At 71.7% G+C, this 23058-nt stretch carries 19 protein-coding genes and 1 riboswitch; of the genes, 6 read left to right on the top strand and 13 right to left on the bottom strand.

Annotated features, from left to right (window positions below):
* Positions 1 to 6 precede the first annotated feature (6 nt).
* Positions 7 to 954 carry a DUF5996 family protein gene (locus ACQP2O_RS42085; protein WP_433174800.1) on the bottom strand — a complete coding sequence of 316 codons (948 nt, stop codon included), beginning with the start codon at positions 952 to 954 and terminating at the stop codon, positions 7 to 9.
* A gap of 162 nt (positions 955 to 1116) precedes the next feature.
* Between ACQP2O_RS42085 and ACQP2O_RS42080 the strand changes: the two genes are divergently transcribed.
* Positions 1117 to 1785: a C39 family peptidase gene (locus ACQP2O_RS42080; RefSeq protein ID WP_433174799.1), complete on the top strand. Its 669-nt coding sequence runs from the start codon at positions 1117 to 1119 to the stop codon at positions 1783 to 1785.
* Between the two features lie 90 nt (positions 1786 to 1875).
* Here the strand turns inward: ACQP2O_RS42080 and ACQP2O_RS42075 are convergent, their stop codons facing one another.
* Positions 1876 to 2424, bottom strand: coding sequence for a PadR family transcriptional regulator (locus tag ACQP2O_RS42075; protein ID WP_433174798.1), 549 nt, complete (start codon positions 2422 to 2424; stop codon positions 1876 to 1878).
* Between the two features lie 89 nt (positions 2425 to 2513).
* Here ACQP2O_RS42075 and ACQP2O_RS42070 point away from each other — a divergent pair, with 89 nt between their 5' ends.
* The 4 genes from ACQP2O_RS42070 to ACQP2O_RS42055 all read left to right on the top strand — a co-directional run bounded on the left by ACQP2O_RS42070 (position 2514) and on the right by ACQP2O_RS42055 (position 6206).
* On the top strand, positions 2514 to 3077 hold the full coding sequence (locus ACQP2O_RS42070) for a hypothetical protein (protein ID WP_433174796.1): 564 nt from the start codon (positions 2514 to 2516) through the stop codon (positions 3075 to 3077).
* Positions 3077 to 4384, top strand: a complete 1308-nt coding sequence (locus ACQP2O_RS42065; RefSeq protein WP_433174795.1) for a carotenoid oxygenase family protein — start codon at positions 3077 to 3079, stop codon at positions 4382 to 4384. The genes ACQP2O_RS42070 and ACQP2O_RS42065 overlap by 1 nt, the downstream gene beginning before the upstream one ends.
* A 162-nt stretch (positions 4385 to 4546) precedes the next feature.
* On the top strand, positions 4547 to 4963 hold the full coding sequence (locus ACQP2O_RS42060; protein WP_433191334.1) for a YciI family protein: 417 nt from the start codon (positions 4547 to 4549) through the stop codon (positions 4961 to 4963).
* Positions 4964 to 4967: 4 nt separating this feature from the next.
* The gene (locus ACQP2O_RS42055) at positions 4968 to 6206 is read left to right on the top strand and encodes an RNA polymerase sigma factor (protein WP_433174794.1); all 1239 of its coding nucleotides are present in this window, start codon (positions 4968 to 4970) and stop codon (positions 6204 to 6206) included.
* A 377-nt stretch (positions 6207 to 6583) separates the two neighbouring features.
* Here ACQP2O_RS42055 and ACQP2O_RS42050 read toward each other — a convergent pair whose 3' ends face one another.
* From ACQP2O_RS42050 to ACQP2O_RS42035, 4 genes are all read right to left on the bottom strand, one after another.
* Positions 6584 to 7393 carry a hypothetical protein gene (locus ACQP2O_RS42050; protein WP_433174793.1) on the bottom strand — a complete coding sequence of 270 codons (810 nt, stop codon included), beginning with the start codon at positions 7391 to 7393 and terminating at the stop codon, positions 6584 to 6586.
* A gap of 348 nt (positions 7394 to 7741) precedes the next feature.
* Positions 7742 to 8110 carry a hypothetical protein gene (locus tag ACQP2O_RS42045; protein ID WP_433174792.1) on the bottom strand — a complete coding sequence of 123 codons (369 nt, stop codon included), beginning with the start codon at positions 8108 to 8110 and terminating at the stop codon, positions 7742 to 7744.
* Complete coding sequence (locus ACQP2O_RS42040; RefSeq protein WP_433174791.1) at positions 8107 to 12135, bottom strand: SseB family protein; 4029 nt, start codon at positions 12133 to 12135, stop codon at positions 8107 to 8109. The genes ACQP2O_RS42045 and ACQP2O_RS42040 overlap by 4 nt, the downstream gene beginning before the upstream one ends.
* A 143-nt stretch (positions 12136 to 12278) precedes the next feature.
* A complete protein-coding gene (locus ACQP2O_RS42035; protein WP_433174790.1) occupies positions 12279 to 13532 on the bottom strand; it encodes an aminotransferase class V-fold PLP-dependent enzyme in 1254 nt (417 codons plus the stop codon).
* A 35-nt stretch (positions 13533 to 13567) separates the two neighbouring features.
* A riboswitch (SAM riboswitch) is annotated at positions 13568 to 13681 on the bottom strand.
* Positions 13682 to 13790: 109 nt separating this feature from the next.
* Between ACQP2O_RS42035 and ACQP2O_RS42030 the strand changes: the two genes are divergently transcribed.
* Positions 13791 to 14156, top strand: a complete 366-nt coding sequence (locus tag ACQP2O_RS42030; protein ID WP_433174788.1) for a hypothetical protein — start codon at positions 13791 to 13793, stop codon at positions 14154 to 14156.
* Positions 14157 to 14209: 53 nt separating this feature from the next.
* On the opposite strand, the gene ACQP2O_RS42025 is transcribed toward ACQP2O_RS42030, so the two are convergent.
* From ACQP2O_RS42025 to ACQP2O_RS41995, 7 genes are all read right to left on the bottom strand, one after another.
* On the bottom strand, positions 14210 to 16390 hold the full coding sequence (locus ACQP2O_RS42025) for a transglycosylase domain-containing protein (RefSeq protein ID WP_433174786.1): 2181 nt from the start codon (positions 16388 to 16390) through the stop codon (positions 14210 to 14212).
* A 684-nt stretch (positions 16391 to 17074) separates the two neighbouring features.
* Complete coding sequence (locus tag ACQP2O_RS42020; protein ID WP_433174785.1) at positions 17075 to 17902, bottom strand: class II fructose-bisphosphate aldolase; 828 nt, start codon at positions 17900 to 17902, stop codon at positions 17075 to 17077.
* Positions 17812 to 18870, bottom strand: coding sequence for a 1-phosphofructokinase family hexose kinase (locus ACQP2O_RS42015; RefSeq protein ID WP_433174784.1), 1059 nt, complete (start codon positions 18868 to 18870; stop codon positions 17812 to 17814). Before ACQP2O_RS42015 ends, ACQP2O_RS42020 begins: the two co-directional genes overlap by 91 nt.
* Positions 18867 to 19964 (bottom strand): N-acetylglucosamine-6-phosphate deacetylase, encoded by a 1098-nt coding sequence (gene nagA, locus ACQP2O_RS42010; RefSeq protein ID WP_433174783.1) that lies wholly within the window; start codon positions 19962 to 19964, stop codon positions 18867 to 18869. The genes ACQP2O_RS42015 and nagA overlap by 4 nt, the downstream gene beginning before the upstream one ends.
* Positions 19961 to 20842 (bottom strand): ROK family protein, encoded by an 882-nt coding sequence (locus ACQP2O_RS42005; protein ID WP_433174782.1) that lies wholly within the window; start codon positions 20840 to 20842, stop codon positions 19961 to 19963. The genes nagA and ACQP2O_RS42005 overlap by 4 nt, the downstream gene beginning before the upstream one ends.
* Positions 20839 to 21705 (bottom strand): SIS domain-containing protein, encoded by an 867-nt coding sequence (locus ACQP2O_RS42000; protein WP_433174781.1) that lies wholly within the window; start codon positions 21703 to 21705, stop codon positions 20839 to 20841. The genes ACQP2O_RS42005 and ACQP2O_RS42000 overlap by 4 nt, the downstream gene beginning before the upstream one ends.
* Positions 21706 to 21834: 129 nt before the next feature.
* Complete coding sequence (locus ACQP2O_RS41995) at positions 21835 to 22728, bottom strand: isocitrate lyase/PEP mutase family protein (protein ID WP_433174780.1); 894 nt, start codon at positions 22726 to 22728, stop codon at positions 21835 to 21837.
* Positions 22729 to 23058: the final 330 nt, after the last annotated feature.

The raw sequence follows: 23058 nt of genomic DNA, 5'->3' as shown, positions 1-23058 counted from the left end.
CGTTCGTCACGCGGGCGGCGGGTCGGTCCAGTACGGGTCGGTGACGCCGCCCGGTGAGGCGAGCCCGGTGACGTCCCAGCCGGCGAGGCGGGCGCCGGCCTGGTAGGCGCTCTCGTAGAACGCCAGCACGGCGGCGCGGGGATCCGGCTCGGCCCGCGCGTCGTCGTACCGCAGGACGGCCAGGTGGCCGCCCCGCAACGGCGTCCACTGCGCGGCCGCGGGAGCCAGGGGCTCTTCGGCCAGCCCGCCGGGCTCCGGCGCCGTGTAGGAGTAGAAGGCCGGCTCGGGGAACGCCTCGTCACCGAACCAGAAGCCGAAGCTGATCACCTCTCGGGAGTACGCCTCGCGGGTCACCGGATCGGCCTCGGGCGGCTGGTCGATCACGCGGTCGGAGAAGCGTGTGCACGCGATGTCGAACGTGTGCCAGAAGTGGTGGACCGGGCTGATCTTCCCCGAGTAGCCCGCGGCGAACTCCTCCAGCAGGAGGTTCACCTGGCTCAGCACCTGCCAGTACCGCGTGGCCAGGTAGGGGTCGTACGCCCTGTGCTCGGTGTCCTCGGCGAACGGCCGGCCGGAGTCCGGCAGGTCGAAGGGCCGCGGGATGGCCAGGTCGACCTCGACCCCCAGGCCGGCCAGCACGCGCAGGACGTCCCGGTAGAACGCCGCGACCGATCGGGGGCACAGCGGGAACGACGCCGCCTCGCCGTCCAGCGTGGTGACGATCAGCCGATGGGCGACGAAGTCGAAGTCGATGGTGAAGATCGGGCCGCCGTCGGCCCGGCCCGTCGGCCGCGTCGTCAGCCCGCGTCCCGTCAGGTGGAAGGGAACGCCCCACCAGTGGTCGCGCCGAATCCCGGCGGCGAGCCGGACCTTCCCGACCACCTGGGCGAAACGGTGAATCGTCTCCTTGGTGTCCCGCCATTCGGCGAGCGGCATCGCGGGGAACAGCTCCATGCGATCCCTCTTCCCTGCACGGGCCGCGCCCAGACCTGCGGTGGGTCCAGCGGCTCAATCCGAAATAGGGCTCCAGGCTCTGTATGCGGCGTTATCCGGACCCAATACTGAGCACCCGGACCGGTCCTCTCCGCCGCTTTTAATCCCCCGAAAGAGGCTCTTGTGGCAAAGGTTCGTATATTCGCCTCCGCCCTCGCTCTCACGTCGCCGCTCGTCCTCGTGGCCGCGACCGGTGCCCAGGCGTCCACCGTCTCCTCCTCCGCCTCCTCGTCCGCAGCCGTTCCGGCCAAGCCCGCCGGCGCGGTGTCGGCGGCCGCGGTCACGAAGTCGTTGAAGTTGGTCACGCAGGAGCAGTCGAAGAACTACTACTGTGGCCCGGCCGCCGGGCGCGCCGTCGTGTCGTCGTTTCTGCCGAAGAAGTCCCTGCCCAGCCAGAAGACGATGGCCGGGTACATGCACACCAAGCCGCCGGGCGGGACCGGCGCCAACTGGGTCGCGATCGGCATCAACAAGGCCATCCATCTCGGGTCCTACTACCAGAACCTCCATCCCACGTCCTCGGGCTTCGTATGGAACGCGGTCACCTACGACGTCGGCACCAAGAAGCACCCGCTCGTCGCCCGGGTACTGGTCGGTGCGAAGCCCTGGTCGCATTCGAGCAACAAGGATGGCCACTTCATGGTCATCTACGGCTACCACTCCGACTCCAAGGGGAAGCAGCTGTACTGGTGGGACCCGGCGGACAACACCTTCCACCACTCGTCGCTGAGCTCGTCCTGGACCGCGATCTCGAAGGGCAACAAGAACCTCCTCGGCTTCTACCCCAGCTGAGCCGGACGCCCGCCTCACCTCGGCATCCGTACGGCAACGGCCGGTCCTCTCCGACGCTTCGGAGGGGGCCGGCCTTTCGCGCGTCCGGGGTCATGAACCCGGGGCGTCCTGAGACTTCCGGATCCGGTCGAGCTCCTGCTCGGCCCATTCGGCCCAGTCCCGCTGCGTGGCCGTGAACCGCAGGCCCCATTCGAGGGCGATCCGGCCGTACACCGACAGCGAGTCCTCGCCCTCGGCGACGGCCGGGAGCAGCTCCCCGAGGTTCCGGTGATACTCCTCCGCGGCCTCGGCCCGGCGGCGGAGGTACGCGCGGGCCTCCTCGGGTTCGAGGATGCCGAGGAAGAACACGCGCAGGAGCATGTCGCTGCGGCGGGCCACCGGGGTGGGTTCGACCTCGGTCAGCCAGTGGCGCAGCTCGGCCCGGCCGGCGTCGGTGATCGCGTACTCCTTGCGGCCACGGGGGCCTTCGGCGACCACGGTGACGAATCCGGCGTCGGAGAGTTTGCCGAGCTCGCCGTACAGCTGGCTCTGGGTGGCGGGCCAGACGTTGGCGAGCGAGATCTCGAAGATCTTCAGCAGGTCATAGCCGCTGGCGGGCCCTTCGGAGAGGAGGCCGAGCACGGCGTGTCGGAGGCTCATGACCTGAGCCTACATTCCACTGTTGACATGTCGCTAGTGGAGGTTCTACTTTCGACCTGTCACTACTGGAATGTCATCGGGAGCGCCCCGTGCTCAGCTACCTCCGCACCTTTCTCCCCTGGATCGCCTTCGCGGTGATCAGCACCCCGCACGACTCGCGGTACGGCGCGCTCGTCGGCGCCGTCCTGGCGGTCGTGCTCCTCGCGTCCGAGCGCCGGAAGGGCCGCCCCTGGGACGCCCTGATCATCGAGGTGACCTCGATGGCGTTCTTCGGCGCGCTCGCCATCGCGGCGTTCACCGTGGCCAAGGCGCCCCTCGGCGCGTACGGTTCGGCCGTCTCCGACGCCTGGCTCGCCCTGGTCGCCTGGGGGTCCCTGGCCATCCGCCGGCCCTTCACTCTCGGCATCGCCCGGACGATGACCCCGCCGGAGATCCACGGCAGCCCGATCTTCTACCGGGTCAACGCCGTCATCACCGCCGCGTGGGCGCTCTCCTTCACCGCGATGGCGATCGTGCTGGCGGTGCTGGTCGACGTCGCGCCCCACGCCACCGGGCTGAGCATCGCCGTCAAGGTCGTCGGCTTCGTCCTCCCGGCGCTGTTCACCGCCCGCTACCCCGAGACCGTCCGGGCCCGCCAGAACGCCGCCGCCTGATGAACCTCCCCGACTACCTCACCGGCCTGAAGGCCCCGGTCCCCGACGAGATCGACGCCGTCGACCTGGCCGTCACCGGCACCCTGCCCCCCGAGCTGACCGGCCGCTACTTCCGCAACGGCCCCAACCCCCTCCCCGGCCGGGACCCCGGCCACTGGTTCGCCGGAGCCGGCATGCTCCACGGCGTCCGGCTCCGCGACGGCCGCGCCGAGTGGTACCGCAACCGCTGGGTCCGGACCCGCGAGCTGGACGGCGCGCCGTTCGTCGGCCCGGAGGGGGTCGACCTGACCGCGACACCGGCGAACACGAGCGTCATCCGGCACGCGGGCCGCATCTTCGCCCTCGTCGAGACCGGCCTGCCGTACGAGATGACGCCCGAGCTGGACACCGTCGGGCCGTACGACTTCGGCGGCCGGCTGACGACCGCCATGACCGCGCACCCGAAGACCGACCCGGTCACCGGCGAACTGCACTTCTTCGGCTATGGCTTCGGCCCCCCGTACCTCACCTACCACCGCCTCTCGGCAGCGGGCGAGCTGGTGGAGAGCCGGGTCGTGGACGTCCCGGGACCGACGATGATCCACGACTTCACGATCACCGAGCACCACGTGATCTGGCTGGACCTGCCGGTGGTGTTCGACCGGGAGCTCCTCGGATCCGGTATGCCGTACCGCTGGGACGACGCGTACGGCGCACGGCTCGGGGTGATGCCGCGGGACGGCGGCGAGACCCGCTGGTACCCCATCGACCCCTGCTACGTCTTCCACGTCGGCAACGCCTCCGAGGACGCCCAGGGCCGCATCACACTCGACGCCGTCCGCTACACCCGCGCCGGTTTCACCGGTCTCTGGAGGAGCATCGGCGGCACGCCCGACCCGGCCGCCGCCGCGGCCGCGAGCGGAGGCGCGTCCCTGTACCGGTGGACGCTGGACCCGGCGACCGGCGCGGTCAAGGAGGAGCCGCTCGACGACCGCGACGTCGAGTTCCCCACCCTCAACGACGACCGGCTCGGCAGGGGAAGCCGCTTCCTCTACACCGTCATCGGCGACGCGATCGTCAAGTACGACACCCGCGACGGCGGCGCCCGCGTACGGGACCTGGGGAAGTCTCCCGGCGAGGCGGTGTTCGTCCCCGCGGCCGACGCCCGCGCCGAAGACGCCGGATGGCTGCTGTCGATCGTCACCGACCGCGCCGGCGACGGCTCGGAACTGCTCGTCCTCGACGCCGCCGAGCTGGAGTTCGCCGCCTCCGTACGCCTGCCGCGCCGCGTGCCGGCGGGCTTCCACGGCAACTGGCTGACGGACTGAGCTGGGGGGCGCTTCCCCAGGTCGCGGCCGAGTCCGTACGGTGGCCTCAGCGAATCCGCGAACTTCGTCCCGGAGACGTGTCCGGGTCGTGCCCCCGGCTCCGACGTCCCGGGTGAGAGGCACCGGAACGGGTGCCGGCGGAGAGGAGAGATCGTGAAGTACATGATCTTGATTTACGGATCACAGCGCGACTATGACGTCCTCAGCGGGACGGCGGCCGGCGACCGGCCGGCCTGGTCGCCGGAGGACGTCGCGGCGCTGCACGGGTTCATGGGGAAGTGGAACAACGACCTGGTCGAGTCCGGAGAGTTCGTCGACGCCCAGGGTCTGACCGCCCCCGTGCACGCCCGGCGGATCAGCCTCCGCGACGGCGTCCCCGTGGCCACCGACGGCCCGTACGCGGAGACCCAGGAGGTCCTCGCCGGGTACACGATCGTCGACTGCGCGAGCTTCGACCGGGCGACCGAGATCGCCGCCCGCCTGGCGGACACCCCCCATCCGGAGAACGCCGTCCTCGACAACGAGTGGCACGTGGACATCAGGCCGATCGTCGGCTCGGCGGCGGAGCTGGACCTGTGAACCCATGACCGAGGGCACCGAGGACCTGATGCGCCGCCTCGCGCCGCAGGTCCTCGGCGCGGTCGTCCGCCGCTACGGCCACTTCGACGCGGCCGAGGACGCCGTGCAGGAGGCGCTCCTCGCCGCCTCCGCCCAGTGGCCGAAGGACGGTCTCCCCGACGACCCGCGGGCGTGGCTGATCACCGTCGCCGCACGCCGGCTGACCGACCTGCTCCGCGGCGAACAGGCGCGACGCCGCCGCGAGGACCTCGTCGCCCGGTCGATCCCGCCCGACCGATGGCTCGCGCCCGCTGCGGACCGGCCCGCCGACGCGGACGACACGCTCACCCTGCTCTTCCTCTGCTGCCATCCCGCGCTGTCGCCCGCCGCGCAGATCGCGCTCACGCTGCGGGCGGTCGGCGGCCTGAGCACCGCGGAGATCGCCCGCGCGTTCCTCGTGCCGGAGGCGACCATGACCCGGCGCATCACCCGCGCCAAGCAGCGCATCAGGGACAGCGGCCTGCCCTTCGCGCCGCCGAGCGCCGCCGACCGCGCCGACCGGCTGGGCGCCGTCCTCCACGTCCTCTATCTCGTCTTCACGGAGGGCTACGCCGTCACCGCGGGCCCGGACCTGCAGCGGGCGGACCTGGCGGCCGAGGCGATCCGGCTCACCCGCCTCGCCCACCGGCTGCTGCCCGACGACGGCGAGGTGACGGGTCTGCTCGCGCTCATGCTGCTCTCCGACGCACGCCGCACCGCGCGCACCGGACCGGACGGCGCGTTGATCCCCATGGCCGAACAGGACCGCACGCTCTGGAACGCCGACCTCATCGCCGAGGGCGTCGCGCTCATCACCCGGGCGCTCTCCCACGGGCCGCCCGGCCCGTACCAGCTCCAGGCGGCGATCGCCGCACTGCACGACGAGGCACTGGACGCCGCGACGACCGACTGGCCGCAGATCCTCGCGCTGTACGAACTGCTGCTGCGGATCCGCGACAACCCGGTCGTGCGGCTGAACCACGTCGTCGCCGTCGCCATGGCCCGCGGCCCACGAGAGGCCCTCGACCTGCTCACCCGGCTGGAACAGGAGGACCGGCTCCCGGCGGACCACCGCCCGACCGCGGTCCGCGCCCACCTGCTGGAGATGGCGGGACATCCCGCAGCGGCCCGTACGGCCTACGCGGCGGCGGCCCGGCGCACGACCAGTCTTCCCCAGCAGCGTTACCTGAACGCCCAGGCCACCCGTCTCACCGACGACCGGTGACCTCAGGCGGTGCCCGGGCGTGCGAGGTGAGCCTCTCGTGCGGTAGCCGGGCGGCGGCTCCGGCCGGGACCGGGCCGTACGGCCGGCCGCGGACGCGTTAGCGTGGGCGACGGCCCTGCCCGCGGGTCTTACGGTCGAGTCTTCCGGTGGATCGTCGCGCCAGGGGCGTACCAGCCCGCCTTCTTCCGTACGGCCGGGGACGCGTCTCCGTTTTTTGGCGGCCGCGCGGCGATACCCGGTCCCGCCCGCACACGAATGGCCCGTAACTCCATTGACGACCAGGACGGATGCGCGGTCCGACAGCACTTCGTGCGCGAAACGGCCCCCGGTCCCGACGCTGTCGTCGGGAGCGGGGGCCGTTCGTTATGCGAAGACCGTCAGCGCGCGCGGCGGGGGCCGCGAACCTTACGGTGAGCGCCCTTCGCCTTGGCGGCGGCGTTGGCGTCCTTGGTGTTCGCCTTGCCGAGCCGCACCTGCGTCAGCAGTAGCCCGAACGCCACCAGCAGCGCGGCGAGCCAGGCCGCCTGCGTGCTGGCCAGCTTGTCGAACGTCAGCTCGTCCGGCCCGTCGGCGGCGTTCTGCATCGACTGCGAGTTGCCGGCGTTCTGCATCGGCGCCGTGGCCGGATCCTGCGCCTGAGTGTTGTTCTGGCCCTGCCCGATGTTCGGCAGCGCCGGGTTCTGCTGCGCGGCGACCGACGGCGACGTGTTCGCGCCGTTCGTCGCCCCGCTGCCGGAGTTCAGGTTCCCCGTCGGCGTCGACGCCCCTGAGCCACTCCCGCTCCCGGACCCTGACCCACTGCCCGACCCGGACCCTGACCCGGATCCGCTCGAGTGCGAGGGCTTCGGCGTCGACGACTTCGACGGCGTCGGCTTCGTCACCGTGAAGCTCCCTGCCCCGCTCGCTTCCTTCGCGTTGGTGGAGGCGACATAAGCCCTTACGGTGACGGTGCCCTTGGTGAAACTGCTCGGTACGGAGACCGTGATCGCCACATGCCGGGAGTATGTAAGCGACCCGATCCTGTAAGCGCGGTCGTGCGTGACGTTGCAGGTAACGGTGGCCTGGTTGCTGTCCACCGTGAGCACCGCGCCGGTAACCGTGCCCCCCTTTGGCGACACCAGCACGTCCAGGGCGTAGCTTCCGCCCGACTTCGCCGAACTAGGAGCGTTCAGCACGGATACCGACATAGTCGGATCCGGCGTCGGCGTGGGAGTAGGGGTGTCCGTCGAGCTCTTCGTCGGTGACGCCGACGTGGAGGGAGATGAAGACTTGCTCGTCCCGCTCGAAGGTGTCGCCGATTTGCTGGTATCACCGGATGCCAGGGCTGGGGGAGAGTTGCCGACGATCAGGACGATCCCTGCGCCGAGAACGATGACCAGCGGGTTTCGTGCCGATCGTGCGAGCACTGCTCACAACCTCCCCATCGCACCGTAAAGACATCACCCCGGCTTACCCCGGGGAGTCAGGTATGAATCATGCGATCACGTGAAAGCCGATCAATCAACCGTGCTAACGGAGTTATATCGCAGCAACCTCTAGATGAGCTCTTGGTGAAGCCCAGTGATCTCGTCCTGGGACACCCAGGCCTGATAGACGCCGATGTCCACGCGTTCGAGCTCGAGGGCTGCGGCAACGGGCGCGCGACCGCCGCTGTACTCGACGCGTACCCAGCCCTCATGCTCGCCGATGACGACGAACGGCTCGCCGCGCCAGGTACAGCGGGTCCGGACGTAGCGCAGGCCGCCGACCTGGTCCTCGCGGACGACCAGTAGGAACCGGTCGGGCCGTACCTCGGTGAAGCCGTCCACCGGCACGGTGGAGTACAGCCGGACCTCACCGTCGACTCCGGGCACCGCGTCATAGTCGGTGCCCTGCCAACGAGCGACGTAGCCGTCTCTGATCAATTGTCCTTCTCCCACACGAGCCGATCCGCGTCGTACCTGGCGACGAACCGTTCGGACCCGTCGCTGCTGATGACGTACATCTCCGAGCTGTGCGGGAGCCTGAAACTTTCAGCCTTGTACTCCGGGATGCTGCCCGCGCTGCCAGGGGCGAAGCCGTCGCCCGTGAACGGGGGCGGCTCCACCACCCAGCCGTCCTCGCCCCATTCCTTGACGGCGTCCTCGTTCGTGCCGCCGAACGGCGTGCGGTAGAGCCCGGCGCGGTACGCCGCCCAGCGGATGACGTACACCTCCCGGTCGTCGACCGTGAAGGGCGACCCGTCGCGGGTCAGGCCCAGGCACTCGTAGAGCCGCTGCGGCGTGTTCAGGTCGATGACGTCCTGGACGCGGTGCACGAATCCGGCGACCCGGTCATACGCCTTGTCGAGGTACCAGGGGACCTGGTCGTGGACCAGCACCTTCTGCATGATCGTGAACGCCCCGTCGGCGGGGGTGCGCGGCTCAGCCTGATCGGCGACCACGGCCTGGGGTTCAAGCCGGGCAGCGGTCGGCGGCATCATCTCGGCCGGGACCTGGACCCCGGTCGGCGCCTGTGCCGACTCCGGCTCGGCAGCCGGCGGTGCGGTCGCCGTCGGGAGCGAGATGCTCGCCGGGATCTGTGCCGGTCCGGGTTCGGCGGTCGGCGGTGCGGTCGGCGTCGGGACCGGGGTGCTCGCCGGGGCCTGTGCCGGTCCGGGTTCGGCGCCCGATGGTGCGGTCGGCGTCGGGACCGGGATGTTCGCCGGGGCCTGTGCCGGTCCCGGTTCGGCGGTCGGCGTCGGGAGCGAGATGGTCGCTGGGATCTGTGCCGGTCCGGGTTCGGCGCCCGATGGTGCGGTCGGCGTCGGGACCGGCATGCTTGCCGGAATCTGTGCCGGTCCTGGTCGGGCGGCCGACGGTGCCGCTTCCGCCGGGACCGGGATACCGGCCGGGCCCGGCGCCGGCTGCGGCAGCGGCGGGGCCGTGGGTGCCGCGAGCGACCCCGGGGCCGCGATCGGCTCCGGCGGTGGCCCGGCGGGGGGCTGGTGAGGTTCGGCGGAGCCGCTCTGAGTGAGGTTGCCGGGGGCCGCCAACGCGGAGGACGGCGCGGTCGGAGTGGCGGCGCGGTTCGCGAGCGAGGTGGCGATCGCGTGGATCCGCTCGCCGGACAACGCGATCTCGATCGGGGTTCCGGGGTTCACCGAGACGTCCCAGCTCGACTCCTGCCATGCGGTGAGGAGGTCGGCGAAGGTCGGCATGACGAACCCGGTGGTGCCGACCGCTTCCTTCATCCAGTCGAAGGAGGTGAACGCGAGCACCGACGCGCGGCCCCGGACGGACACCTCCGCCCAGGGGAACGCCGGGTCGCTCGGCGGCGTCTGCACGGTCGGCGGCGTACGGCTCCAGACCGGCAGGAAGACCGAGGCCTCGAGCAGCGCCTGCAGGAACTCGTCCGGATCGTGCCGAGCCTCGAACAGGCGCCGTTCGGCGTCGTTCTGTGCGGGGAAGTCGCTTGCCAGGCGTTCGGCGGCCTCGTCGTCGACGCGGCGCGACATCGCCGTGATGTGGTCCCCGGGGATCGTGACGCCGATCGCGGAGCCGTCGTTCATGACGAGGTCCCACGCCGGGTCCGGCCAGTACCGCAGGATCTTCGTCAGGTCGGACAGGATGAACGGGTGGCCGCCCATCGCTTCGCGCATCCGGCTCGGCCCGGTGAACAGCGGCACGACGGTCCGTCCGCCGGACTCCCGGGTGTACCACTGGAAACCGGGACGCCCGGGGCCCAGCATGAGGTCGCCGCCCTCGACCATGGGTACCCAGATCTGGCTTGCGCCCAGGAGCGTCCGCAGGAGTCCCTCGCGGTCGTCGCGCGAGGCGGCGTCGTAGAGCAGGCGTTCTTCTTCGTCCAGGGGGATGAAGTCGGCGTCCGGCGTGAAGTGTGGCGTGAGGGGCGCGTCGGAGGAGACCGGCCGCGGCTCGCCCGGCGTGGGTGCGTCGGCCGGGGAGGACGTGGGGCCGACGTCCGCCTGGCCGGGTCCCGGGGGCATCGGTTCGTCGTCGGAGACGATCGGCATGGGGGCGGTCGCCGCCACCGGTGGGGTGCCCTCCGCCGGGGCGGGCGGCACCGCGCCGGCGGTGGAGAACGAGGGGTACGGCGGTGCCTCTCCGGCCGGTGTCCATCCGTCGGGCGCGCCCCCGGCCGACTCCTCGGTCGGCCTGCCGCCGGCTGACTCTGCGGCCGGCGCGCCCGCGTCCAGCCTGTCGTCGGCCGACCCCTTGGTCGGCGCGTTCCCGGTCGGCTCCGCGGTCGGCCTGCCGCCGGCCGAGTCGGCAGTCGGTCCGCCCCAGGCCGGCCTGTCGTCGGCCGGCTCTGCGGTCGGTGCGCCTCCGGTCGGCTCTTCGGCCGGCCTTCCGCCGGACTGCTGCTCCCTGATCGACGCCTCTCGGGCGAACGCCTCCGCGGTCGGCGCGTCCGCGATCGTCGTCTCGCCGAACGACTCCTCCCAGGCCGGCGGGGCCGGGTACGGGCCGGACGCGGGCGGGGGACCCTGCGGCGGCGGAGTGGGGAACGCGAGGCCGGGGAAGGGCGCGGTGTCGGTGACGGGTGCCGGGGCCGGTTCGCCCGAAGCCGGCGGGTGTGCGTCTTCGAGGGGCGTCGGGGCGGGTTCGCCCTGGACCGGAGAGTGCGTGTCGCCGAGAGGCGCCGGGCCGGGTTCGCCCGGGGCCGGAGGGTGCGCGTCCGCGAAAGGAGCCGGGGCCGGTTCGCCTCGGACCGGAGAGTGCGTGTCCCCGAGAGATGCCGGGCCGGGTTCGCCCCGGACCGGCGAGTGCGCGTCCCCGAAAGGAGCCGGGGCCGGTTCACCTTGGACCGGCGGGTGTGCGTCTTCGAATGGAGTCGGGGTGGGTTCACCCGCCGCAGAAGGGTGCGTGTCCCCGAAAGGAGTGGGAGCCGGTCCGCCCGGGGCCGGAGGATGCGTGTCCCCGAGAGGTGCCGGGGTGGGTCCGCCCGGGGCCGGAGGGTGCGCGTCCCCGAAAGGCGCGGGGGCCGGTCCGCCCAGCGGAGGATGCGCGTCCGCGGGAGGCGCCGAGGCGTCTCCGGGCCACGGTGGAACGGCACCCGACTCCAGAGCGGACGGTTCGGCCGGTGGTACGGGCGGGAGTGACGTCTCCGATACCGGTGGGAACGACAGCGACCCGTGGTCCGGTGCCGCTTCGCCGGTGTACTGCCCGGTGGGCGTGGCCTGCCCGTGAGTCGCCTCCTGCTCGGCCGCCGCGCCGTACGTCATCTCCTGGCCGGCTTGCGCGCCGTAGGGCGTCCCCTGCTCGGCCTGCGCACCAAAGGGTGTCTGTTCGGCTTGCGCGCCGTAGGGCGTTCCCTGCTCAGCCTGCGTGCCAAAGGGCGTCTGCTCGGCCTGTGCACCAAAGGGCGTCTGCTCGGCTTGCGAGCCGTACGGCGTCTCCTGGTCGGCCTGCGCGTCGTGAGTGATCTCCTGCCCGGCGGACGAGTCGTGGATCGCCTCATGCCCGGTCGGTGCGGTGTGCGTCCCGTGAGGCGCCTCCTGCTCCGTCGGCGGCTGGCCGGCGGGACCGGTTTCCGGGGCGGGCGGCGCCTCCTGGGCGGGCGGGAGGTTCGCGGTGAGCTGTCCGACGAACCAGGCGGGCAGGTACCCCTCGATCGGCAGCCCGGAGTTGACCGCGAGCCACCAGTCGCTGTCCGGCCAGGTGTTCGCCATTTCCGCCAGCGGCATTCGGACGAAGTGCTCGTAGCCGGGGCCGAGGCAGGCGCGCGCTGCCTCGACCGACGTGTAGGCGAGTATGTGGGTGCGACCCTCGTGCGTGCTGGTCGGCCACGTGAACGCCGGCTGTCCGGGGTCCGGTTCGACCTGTGGCAGCGGAAGGACGAGTTCCGCCACGCTCAGCAGCTTGAAGTAGGCGTTCTGGTCGCCGTCGCCTAGGGCGTCGCGCAGCTGCTGCTCGAGTTGGTTCGCGGGCTCCCATGTGCCGGTCATTCGCCACCCCCCGGAAGCTCTTTGCACAAGAGGTCCACCGTACCGGGAGCAAACCGGCGGCGCGCACGAGTATCGGCAGCCGATCGGACTTACCCGGACGAACTGTCACTTTCAATACCGCTGACCAGCAGCGGAGCGGATCGTCAGGCGGTGAGCCGCCGTAGCGCGGCCAACAGACGGTCGATGTGCTCGTCCGTGGTGCCGATGCCGAAGCTGGCCCGCAGCGCGGTGCCGTCGCCGTCACCGCAGCCGCCTCGCCCGTCGCCGACCAGTCGCCGGACGAACGGGTGCGCGCAGAACTTCCCGTCCCGTACGCCGATGCCGTACTCGTCGGACAGCGCGGTGGCGACGGCGCGGGACTCGCGGCCCTCGACGACGAACGACACGATGCCGACGCGCGGGTACTGGTCGCCCCACAGCGACAGTTCCCGTACGCCGGGGATGGCCGCCAGGCCGGTCCGCAGCCGCCGCAGGAGGCGCTCCTCCTCCGCGACGAGGGTCTCCCAGTCGGTCAGGGCCTCGCACGCGGCTGCGAGCGCGATGACGCCGAGGACGTTCGGCGTGCCGGCCTCGTGTCGCTGCTGCGGGTCCGCCGACCACGTCACGTGCTCGCCGACGCTCGCGGTGGCGCCGCCGCCCAGGAGGTACGGCTCGGCGGCGCGCAGCCAGTCGGCGCGGCCGACGAGGCAGCCCGCGCCGAACGGCGCGTACAGCTTGTGCCCGGAGAACGCGACGTAGTCGACGTCGAGCGCGCCCATGTCGAACGGCCGGTGCGGGACGAGCTGTGCGGCGTCGACCGCGATGCGGGCGCCGTGCGCGCGGGCGACGGCGGAGAGCTCGGCGACGGGCCACAGCTCGCCGGTGACGTTGGAGGCGGCGGTGACGACGAGCAGGCGCGGCCCGGCCGGCGCCGCGGCGAGTGCCTCGCCGGCCGCCGCGAGGGCCGCCGCCGGGGATTCGGGAGCCGGGAGCCGTACGACGCGGTTGCCGCGCTCCCAGGGCAGGAGGCTCGCGTGGTGCTCGGACTCGAACACGACGACCGTGGTGCCGCGCGGCAGGGCGTGCGCGAGGAGGTTCATCGCGTCGGTGGTGTTGCGGGTGAACACCACGGCGTCGCGCCGCCACGCGCCGACGAACTCCCGGACGACCTCGCGGGCGCGCTCGTACCGGTCGGTCGTCACCTGCGAGGCGTATCCCGCGCCGCGGTGCACGCTGCTGTAGTAGGGGAGGGCGGCGTCGAGCGCGTCGCGCACCGCCTCCAGACAGGGCGCGCTCGCCGCGTAGTCGAGGTTCGCGTACGGAACGGTCCGGCCGTCGGCGAGGGGCACGGGGACGCCTTCACCCACGACGCGCAGGGCGGGACGGGTGATGGGGGGCAGATCGAGTACAGCGGACAACACACACCTCCAGCGGGGCCTGGGACCCCGCGAGGGGTCCGCGCTTGTCCGGCACGGTCGTGTCGGACCCGGTCATCACCCGGGGCACCCCGCCACGGACGGAGGGTTGCCGGCCAGCAAGCCGGGGCTTCGCGCTGGCACTCGTGACCTGACGGCGAGTATAGAGCACCCGCCCGAAGAACGCCGTTTCGGCGTCGCGTGACCGCTTCTCCACGATTGAATACGGGCACGGGAGTTCGACGAAGGGAGAGCAGGGCGATGCGGGGTGGATGGCGGCGGCCGGCGGGGGTCGTCCTGGTCGCGGTGTGCGCGGCCGGGTGTGGCGTCGGCACGAACAAGGGCCAGGTCTGCAAGGACGCCGTCAAGGCGGTCGGGTCCTACAACGCGACCCTGAACCGCATCTCACCGGACGACATCACCCAGTGGAAGCAGGCGGCGGCGTCCCTCGCCACGCGGTTCGACGCGCTCGCCCGCGAGTCCGACGACAAGAAGCTGAGCCGGACGCTGAGCGGCATGGCGACCGAATGGCGGGGCGTCAGCACGGGCATCAGCCCACGCGACATCTCCCGCATGCAGAGCGTCGTCCAGCACCAGCCCACCGCCCTGGCCACGGCCTGCAAGTGAACGAGTGAGCGCCCGCCGCCGCAGGGCCGCGGGCGCTCAGCCGCTCAGAACGCTCAGAAGATGGAGTTGGGGTCGCCGCCCTCGTACACGCGGCCCGTGGGCTGGCCGGTCGGGCCGCCGGTCGGCGGGTGGCTCGGCGGGCCCCCGGTCGGCGGATGGTGAGTCGGCGAGGACGGGTGGGACGGCCTGGTCGTCCGGGGCCTCGAGAAGCTCGGGTGCGGTTGCGGCTGGACGGGAGTCGTCGGGTACTGGCGCCCGCCGACGTACACCGACGGATCCCCGAACGACTTCACCGGCATGTCCGCGTCGGCCTTGACGAGGAAGTTGTGCCAGATCGTGGCCGGCAGGTCACCGCCGTACGAGGAGTAACCGGGGAGGCTCAGCGCCTTGTTGTCGCTCCGGAAGATGCCGACCGAGGCGGCCAGCTGCGGGATGAACCCGTTGAACCAGATCTGCTTGCCGCTCGAGGTCGTCCCGGTCTTTCCGGCGGCGTTCCGGTCCGGCAGCGCGGCATTGGTGCCGGTGCCCGCGTCGACGACCTTCTGCATCGCGTACGTCGCGTCCCGGGCGATCTGCGTGCTGAAGACCCGCTTGCCGGTGGTCGGGACGACGCGCTTCTTGCCGTTCCGGTCGGTCACCGACCGTATGACGTGCGGCGCGTGGTAGACGCCCTCGGACGCGAACGCGGCGTACGCGGCGGCCTGCTGCTCCACGCTGACGTCGATGACGCCGAGCGGGAACGTGACGGCGGTGTTGGCGCCGTTGGCGGTCAGCTGCGCCTTGGGAATGCCGAGCTTCTCCGCCATCTCCATCACCTTGTCGTTCCCGATCTTCTGGGCGATGTTGACGTACGCGGTGTTGATCGACTGTTGGGTCGCGGTGACGAGGTTGACCGGGCCGAAGTCCTCGTGGTTGTCGTTCTGGATCGGCTGTTTGCTGCCGTCGAACGTCTGGTCGTCGCTGCCGTCGACCTGGTCGTCCAGGGACATCCCGTCGTTCAGGGCCGCGGCGAGGACGTACGGCTTGAAACCGGACCCCGGCTGCACCTTGGCGTCGAACGCGCTGTTGAAGTTGTTGTCGAGGTACTGCTTGCCGCCGTAGAACGCGTTGATCTCACCGGTCGACGGGTCGACGGACACCAGGCCGGCCATGATCTTGCTGGAGGCGCTCGAGGGCATGCTGTCCTCCACGGCCGCCTTGGCGTCGTCCATCAGGTCCTTGTCGAACGTCGTACGGACCTTCAGCCCGCCGTAGTTGATCTGGTCCGTGGTGTAGCCCATGCGTAGCAACTCGGCCTTCGCCAGGTCGTACATGTAGCCCTTCTCGCCCGCGAAGATGGACTTGATCTTCTCCTTCTTGGGCAAGGGGAACCGCATGGCCGCGGCCTGCTGCGGGGTGATGCTCCTCATCTGGACCATGCCGTCGACGACGTACTTCCAGCGGCTCTGCATGTAGGCGCGAGCTCGAGGGTTGGACGTGTCGGTCGCGGTGGTGGGCACCTGGATGGCCGCGGCGATGTAGGCGCCCTCGGCGGGTGTCAGGTCCTGGACGTCCTTGTTGTAGTACGCCTGGGCGGCCGCCTGGATGCCATAGGCGTCCCGGCCGAAGTAGATCGTGTTGAGGTACGTCTGGAGGATCCAGCTCTTGTCCTTCTCGCGCCCGACCTTGAGCGCGATCATGATCTCCTTCAGCTTTCGCGACGCCGTGCGCTGCTGGCTGAGGCCGCTGTAGTAGTTGCGGACCATCTGCTGGGTGATGGTCGACCCGCCCTGCATGGAGCCGCCGGTCGCCGTCGCCCAGATCGCACGGGCCGAGCCCTTCAATGACACCCCGGGATCGCTGTAGAAGCTGCGGTTCTCCGCGGAGATCACGGCGTCCCGTACCGGCTTCGGCACCTTGGACAGGGGGACCGGCTGCCGGTTGGTGCCCTTCGTCAGGATGACGCTCTTGCCGTCGCTGAAGTAGAACGTCGACGGCTGAGCGTTGGCCAGGGGCTGGGAGGAGGTCGGTACCGGCGTCATCAGGTACGCGACGATGAAGCCGGCGACGGGCAGCAGGATGAGCACGCCCAGCACGTACGCCGAGCGGCGCAGCCACTTGGCCCGCCGGCTCCGCTTCTTCTTCGGCTTCTTCGGCTCTTTCTTGGACTTCTCGCCCTCGGGAAGGGCGTGTACGGCGGTCATGGCCGACGGGCCTTCGTCGGCCAGGACCAGACTGCCCGCCGTGGGTTCCACGGGCGGGGCCATGTCGGGTCGAGTGGCGTCATCGCGATCAGCGGCTCCGGACTCCACGGCAGATGCCGGTGCGGCGACGCCGCGCGGATCGGCTGCGGCTTCCCCTCCGGCCGCGGCCTCGAGCCCTACGGCGTCATCGTTGTTGGACGCACCGGACGCCCCCGAAGTTGGCGAAGATCCGGCGGTGTTCGTCCCGCCCTGCGAAGATCCGGCCTCGTTCGCGGCCAGTGAGGTTCCGGGGACCTTGACGAGGTCCACCGATGTCTCGGCGTCGTCCCGCGAGGTGCCGGTGCCGTCCGTCGCGTCTTGCGCGGATCCGCTGCCGTTCGTGGCGGTCGGCGAGGTTCCCGGGCTCTTCGTAAGATCCGGCGAAGTCTCGGCACCGTCCGCGGCAGGCGGAGAGCCGGCGCCGTCCGCCGCGGCAGGCGGAGAGCCCGAACCGCCCGCCGCGCTTCCGCTCGTGGCGCCGTCGGTGCCGTCCACGGGCGTCGTGGGATCGCCGTCGTTGGCAGAGGTGTCGGGCATTTGCGATTCACCGGCTCCGACGCCGGTGTCCTTGTCACTCACTCGTCCCCCGTGACCTGCGTGAACCCCCGAAGGTACCTGAGGGGCGCGGCTTCACCGATCGGCGTGCCGGGCGTCCGGGGGCTTGACGATCCTAAGCCACGAAGGATAAAAGGCACGTCAGCCCCTGGTGAGCACCGTGCCGATCAATCGCGCCACCTCACGTGCCACGGCGTCCCGCCCCGGTGCCAGATATTTTCGGGTGTCCACAACCGTCGGATGGTCGGCGAGGTATCCCCGGACCGCGTCGGTGAAAACCTTGTTCAGGTGGGTGGCGATGTTGACCTTGACGATGCCGGCCTCGACGGCGCGGGTGAGGTCGGCGTCCGGCACCCCGGACGACCCGTGCAGGACGAGCGGCACCGGCACGGCCGCGGACAGTCGTGCGATCAGGTCGAGGTCGACGGCCGCGGTCCGGTCCGTCATCGCGTGCGAGGTGCCCACCGCGACCGCGAGCGCGTCCACGCCCGTCGCGGCGACGAAGCGGGCGGCCTCCTCCGGCTCGGTCCGCGCGCCCGGGGCGTGCACGCCGTCCTTCCCCCCGACCTCGCCGAGTTCGGCCTCGACCCACACGTCCCGCTCGTGGCAGTACGCGGTGATCTCGGCGGTCGTGGCGACGTTGGCGTCGTAGTCCAGGGCGGACGCGTCGTACATCACCGAGCCCAGCCCCAGCTCCACCGCCTCCCGTACGAGTTCGGGGGAGGTGGCGTGGTCCAGGTGGACGGCGGCCGGGACCTTCGCCTGGCGGGCGGCGGCGAGGGTCGCCAGCGCGATGGGCTCGAGCGCGCCGTGGTAGCGCACGCAGTTCTCGCTGATCTGCAGGATGACCGGGCGACCTGCCGCCTCGGCCCCGTCGATCAGCGCTTCGGCGTGTTCGAGCTGGATGACGTTGAAGGCGCCGACGCCGTGTCCGGCGACGACGATCTCTCCTGCGGAGACGAGAGGCATCTGCGGAATCCTTCGTAGGCGGCGGGATCGTACGCTCCCGCGACGGGTGCGAGCACGGCCGCGGCCGACAGCGCGGCGGCGTCCTTGAGCAGGTCCGGCCAGGGCGAGCCGATCCCGGCGGCGAGCGCGGCGACGACCGCGTCGCCCGCGCCGGTCGGGTTGCCGGTCACCACCTGGGGTGGGGCCACGCGGTGCACTTCGTCGCCGACGACGGCCATGAGGCCCTCGCCGCCGAGCGAGACGACGACCGCGGGTGCGCCGAGCGACCGGTCACCCGTGACGGCATGGTCCGCGCCGGCGCGCAGCGCACGGGCGCCCGCGACGGGATCGTCCGTGCCGGTGAGCAGCGTGCGGGCCCCCGTCACGGGGTCGTCCGCGCCGGCGAGCAGTGCACGGGCGCCCGCCACGGGGTCGTCCGTGCCGGTGAGCTCGGCGAGCTCGACGGCGTTCGGCTTGACGGCCCAGGCGTACGGCGCGGCGTGCCGCAGCGGCTCACCGGACGTGTCGACGATGACCCGCGCGTCGCGCCGGGCGAGCCGGGCGACGGCGTCCGCGGGCACGCCCGGCGGCAGGCTGCCGGAGATGACGACGACGTCGGCGTCGGGGATCCGCGCCTCCAGCGCCGCCCACTCCTCCGGTGTGATCGTGGGGCCGGGCTCGTTGAGCAGGGTGGCGTCGCCGCCGGCCACGACGGTGACGGTACGGCGGGTCTCCCCGGAAATGGGGACGAGGTCGTGCGCCAGCCCGGCGGCGTCCAGGTCGGCGCGCAGCGCCGCGCCCGTCGGCCCGCCGGCCGGGCCGACGACGAGGACGTCGTGGCCGAGCGCGTGCAGGACCCGGGCGACGTTCACGCCCTTGCCGCCGGCGCGGGCGTGGACGTTCTCGACGCGGTGGGTCTCTCCGGGCCGCAGCTCCGGCAGTTCGTACGTGACGTCGAGCGCGAGGTTGGGCGTGACCGTGACGATCACGCCGTCACCACCGTCTCGACGCGAAGGTCCGCGTTGAGGAGCACGAGGTCCGCGCGGAGCCCGGGCGCGACGGCGCCCCGGTCGGTGAGGCCGAGCAGCGCGGCGGGCGTCGTCGCGGCGAGCCGTACGGCGTCCTCCAGCGCGACGCCGGACGTCAGCACCGTCTGGCGGAAGATCGCGGCGGCCGTCGCGGTGCTCCCGGCGATCGAGCCGCCCTCGGCCAGGCGCGCCACGCCGTCGCGTACCTCCACGTCGAGCCCGCCGAGGCGGTACTCGCCGTCGGACATGCCCGCCGCCGCGATCGAGTCGGTCACCAGCGCGGTCCGCGCGCTGCCGGCGGTCCGGGCGATGTGCGCCACGATCGACGGGTGCAGGTGCACGCCGTCGCCGACCAGCTCGACCGTGACGTCCGGCGCCTCCAGCAGCGCGAGGATCGGTCCCGGCTCGCGGTGGTTCAGCGGGCGCATCCCGTTGAACAGGTGGGTGGCGACCCGCGCGCCGCTCCGGACGGCCTCGAGCGCCACGTCGTACGTCGCGTCGGTGTGCCCCACGGCGGGGATCACCCCGGCGTCGCGGACGCGGCGCAGCGCGTCCAGGCCGCCGTCGAGCTCGGGCGCGAGCGTCATCATCCGCACGTGCGGGATCTTCAGCAGCCGGCCGACGGTCTCGGCGTCCGGCGCGCGCAGCAGGGTCGGGTCGTGCGCGCCCTTGCGGGCGACCGACAGGAACGGGCCCTCGTAGTGGACGCCCGCCACGACGCCGTCGTCGGCGAGCTCCGCGAGGACGGACGCCCGCCGTTCGAGATCGTCCGGTGTCGCCGTCACCAGGCTCGCGACCAGCGTCGTCGTCCCGTGCTCCAGGTGGAACGCCGCCGCCCGTACACACTCCTCCGGGTCCGCGGAGTCGAACGACGCCCCGCCGCCTCCGTGGCAGTGAATGTCGACGAAACCGGGGACGATCACATGGACGTGCCGGTCGGTCCGTTCCGGCAGGCCCCGCTCGACGCGCGCGATCCGGCCGTCCTCGACGCTCACCCATCCGGGCTCGAGGACGCCGTCGGGGGTCACGACCTTGTCCGCGCTGAGAATCGTCATCGTCGCTCCAATAGGTCGCGTGCCCAGAGTCCGGCGCCGACACACCCGGCCTCGTCCCCGAACCGCGCGATGGTCAGGCGCGGCCGGCGGTGGAAGGTGAGCCGCCCGGCGAGGTCGTCGTCGAGCGGGTCCAGCAGGAGGTCGCCCGCCCGGGACAGGCCTCCGCCGATCACGATCACTTCTGGGGCGATCAACGCGGTCGCGGCGGCCAGGGCGGTGCCGAGGAAGCCGACCGTCTCCGCCCAGATCGCCGCCGCGTCGGCGTCGCCCTCGGTCACCAGCGCGGCGACCGCGTCGGCGGCCGCCTCCCGGCCCGTACGGCGGGCGTAGCGGCGGCCGACCGCGGCGGCGGAGGCGACCGCCTCCAGGCAGCCGGTGCCGCCGCAGACGCACGGCTCGTCCACGCCGACGGACATGTGCCCGATCTCGCCGGCGTAGCCGCTGGCGACGCACAGGTGCCCGTCGATCGTCATCGCCGCCGCGATGCCGGTGCCGATGGCCACGACGAGCGAGTTGCGGGCGCCCTGTGCCGCGCCGAGGCGGACCTCGGCGGTCCCGCCGGCGCGTACGTCGTGGCCGACCGCGACCGGCAGGCCGGTGCGCTCGGTGATCAGGTCGCGGAAGGGGACGTCCCGCCAGCCGATGTTCTCCGACCAGACCGCGACGCCGCGCTCGTCGTCGACGATGCCGGGCACGGCCAGGCCGATCGCCTGGGCGTCGCCCGCCTGCCCGACCAGCTCCGCCACGGTCTCCACCACGGCGTCGATCGCGGCGTCGCCGTGCGGCGTGGGCCGGCGCAGGGAGGCGACGCGGTCGAGTTCGGGAGAGAGGACCGCGCCCTTCATCGATGTGCCGCCGACGTCGAGAGCGACGATCACTTGAGCACGACCGAGCGGGTCAGCGACCGCGGGCGATCGGGGTCGAGGCCCTTCGCCTCGCCGCGCGCGACCGCCAGCCGCTGCGCGACGATGAGATGCGCGAGCGGGTCGAGGCCGCTGGTCGCGAACGTCGCGCCGGTCGCGGCGACGTCGTCGGCGAGCCCGTCCGGGGGAGCGCCGAACATCCAGGTCAGGCGGCCCGGCTGGGCGATGCTGATCGGGCCGTGGCGATACTCCATGGCCGGGTACGACTCCGTCCACAGCTGCGCCGCCTCGCGCGCCTTGAGCGCGGCCTCTTCGGCCAGGCCGACGGTCCAGCCCCGGCCGAGGAAGGTGATCTGCTCGGCGTCGAGCCACGCGGGGTCCAGCGGCTCGGTCAGCGCCTGCTCGGCGTCGTCGGCGGGCACCGCGTCGCCGAGGGAGGCGCGCAGCAGCGCCAGCGCGGTCGTGGCGAACCGGGTCTGCACCACCGACCGCTCGTCGGCGAAGTCCAGGACGACCGTGCGCGTCCCGGCCGCGAAGGGCGCGTCGGGGATCGCGGTGATCGCGGTGACCTCCGGAAGCCGCTCGACCGCCTCGAGCACCTCGGTCGTGGTGCCGGACCGGCTGATGGCGACGTAGCGGTCGTAGTCGCGGCCGAAGGGCAGCTCCGAGGCGGGGAAGGCGTCGGTGAGGCCGAGGCCCCTGCTCTCGCGCAGCGCGGCGTACGCCCTGGCCATGTACAGCGAGGTGCCGCAGCCGAACACGGCGACGCGCTCACCGTCGCGGGGCAGCGCCCCCCGCGCCTCGCCCAGTCGGTCGGCGGCCCGCCGCCAGCAGGAAGGCTGACTCTCGATCTCGGCCACGACGTGTCGTTGCGCCAACACCGCCTCCACATCTGCTCGTTCTTGAGCGATTCGTGCTCGTATCATGCACTAATGAGCACAGCCACGCCAAGAGTCTGAGCGGACACGGAATCGTCGGAGAGGGCCGGCGATCCATGAGCGGCCTGGTCAGCCGCGCTCCGGCGGGTGGTGACGGCTGACGTTGCGCTCGAGGAGCGCCAGGCAGTCGGCCACGCCGACCGTGCCGTCGGCGACCTCGGGCAGTCGCCCGTCCTCTTCTTTCAGGCCCGTCAGCGCCCGGTCGATCGCCGTCTGCGCGGCGAACAGGCACGGCGTGCTGTAGATGGCGACGCTGACGCCGAGGTCCTCCAGATCGGACAGCGAGAACCGCGGCGACTTGCCGCCGGCGATCTGGTTGAACAGCAGCGGCTTGCCGCCCGTCACCGCGTGGATCTTGCGGATCCACTCGGCGCTGCGCACGCCGTCGACGAGGATGACGTCGGCGTCCGTGGCGGCCAGCGCCTCGGCGCGCAGCACGATCTCGCGCTCGTCCGTGGCGTCGGTCCGGGCGACGACGACGAGGTCCCGCCGGGTCTCCAGGACCAGCCGCAGCTTCTCGAGGTATTCGCTCAGCCGGAGGATCTGCTTGCCGTCCACGTGGCCGCAGCGCCGCGGGCGCTTCTGGTCCTCGATGATCACGCCGGACGCGCCGATGGCCTCGAGGTGCTCGACCACGTGGCAGGCCACCTCGTGGTCGACGTAGCCGTCGTCGATGTCGACGAGGAGGTGGTGCCGGGGGAAGGCGAGCCGGAGACGCTGCACGAAGGCCACCATGTCGGGCCAGGCGATGAAGCCGATGTCGGGCAGTCCGTAGTGCGAGGCGGCGAACCCGAATCCGGAGACGAACAACCCGTCGTAATGCCGGGCGGCGACGGACGCCGAGAACATGTCGAACACTCCGATGAGCGGTGTGACCGGCTCGGCCTCGATCGCCCTCCGCAGGCGGTGCCCGGCCTCATTTCGCCGCGCCGATCGTACGGAGCGGTCGGGATGCGATTCCATGTGTCCCCCTGGTCGATCGTCCGAGCTCAGGGCTCGGTGAAATGGCATGCGGCGCCCACGGTAAAGGTCCGTTAATGAGATCGACGCTGGCGGCTCGGTTAAAGGTCTCTAACCTTGAGCCGGGGATAGCGGGGAATCGCCGATCAAGTCGCACTAAAAAGGCCACCGGCATTTTTCCGGTCGACGGCTTATGGTGTTGACCGTCGCCTTGCCGATGGTGTTCGGCGCTCTGTCGTCGCTTGTCACTTTTGTGATGACTGTGGACGCCGAGGTGTTGGATTGTTGCGTAGATCACATTGATACTCGCCAGTAACGTTCCGCTGACCCGCA

The organism is Actinoallomurus sp. CA-150999 (assembly GCF_050942425.1).
Classification (GTDB): Bacteria; Actinomycetota; Actinomycetes; order Streptosporangiales; family Streptosporangiaceae; genus Actinoallomurus.
The sequence above is the reverse complement of the archived record's forward strand: the minus strand, read 5'-3'. Positions and strand labels throughout refer to the sequence as shown.

Coding starts and splice junctions, on each gene's coding strand:
- ACQP2O_RS42085 (WP_433174800.1), bottom strand. CDS start 954: ATGGAGCTGTTCCCCGCGATGCCGCTCGCCGAATGGCGGGACACCAAG.
- ACQP2O_RS42075 (WP_433174798.1), bottom strand. CDS start 2,424: ATGAGCCTCCGACACGCCGTGCTCGGCCTCCTCTCCGAAGGGCCCGCC.
- ACQP2O_RS42065 (WP_433174795.1), top strand. CDS start 3,077: ATGAACCTCCCCGACTACCTCACCGGCCTGAAGGCCCCGGTCCCCGAC.
- ACQP2O_RS42060 (WP_433191334.1), top strand. CDS start 4,547: ATGATCTTGATTTACGGATCACAGCGCGACTATGACGTCCTCAGCGGG.
- ACQP2O_RS42055 (WP_433174794.1), top strand. CDS start 4,968: ATGACCGAGGGCACCGAGGACCTGATGCGCCGCCTCGCGCCGCAGGTC.
- ACQP2O_RS42050 (WP_433174793.1), bottom strand. CDS start 7,393: ATGTCGGTATCCGTGCTGAACGCTCCTAGTTCGGCGAAGTCGGGCGGA.
- ACQP2O_RS42040 (WP_433174791.1), bottom strand. CDS start 12,135: ATGACCGGCACATGGGAGCCCGCGAACCAACTCGAGCAGCAGCTGCGC.
- ACQP2O_RS42030 (WP_433174788.1), top strand. CDS start 13,791: ATGCGGGGTGGATGGCGGCGGCCGGCGGGGGTCGTCCTGGTCGCGGTG.
- ACQP2O_RS42020 (WP_433174785.1), bottom strand. CDS start 17,902: ATGCCTCTCGTCTCCGCAGGAGAGATCGTCGTCGCCGGACACGGCGTC.
- nagA (WP_433174783.1), bottom strand. CDS start 19,964: ATGACGATTCTCAGCGCGGACAAGGTCGTGACCCCCGACGGCGTCCTC.
- ACQP2O_RS41995 (WP_433174780.1), bottom strand. CDS start 22,728: ATGGAATCGCATCCCGACCGCTCCGTACGATCGGCGCGGCGAAATGAG.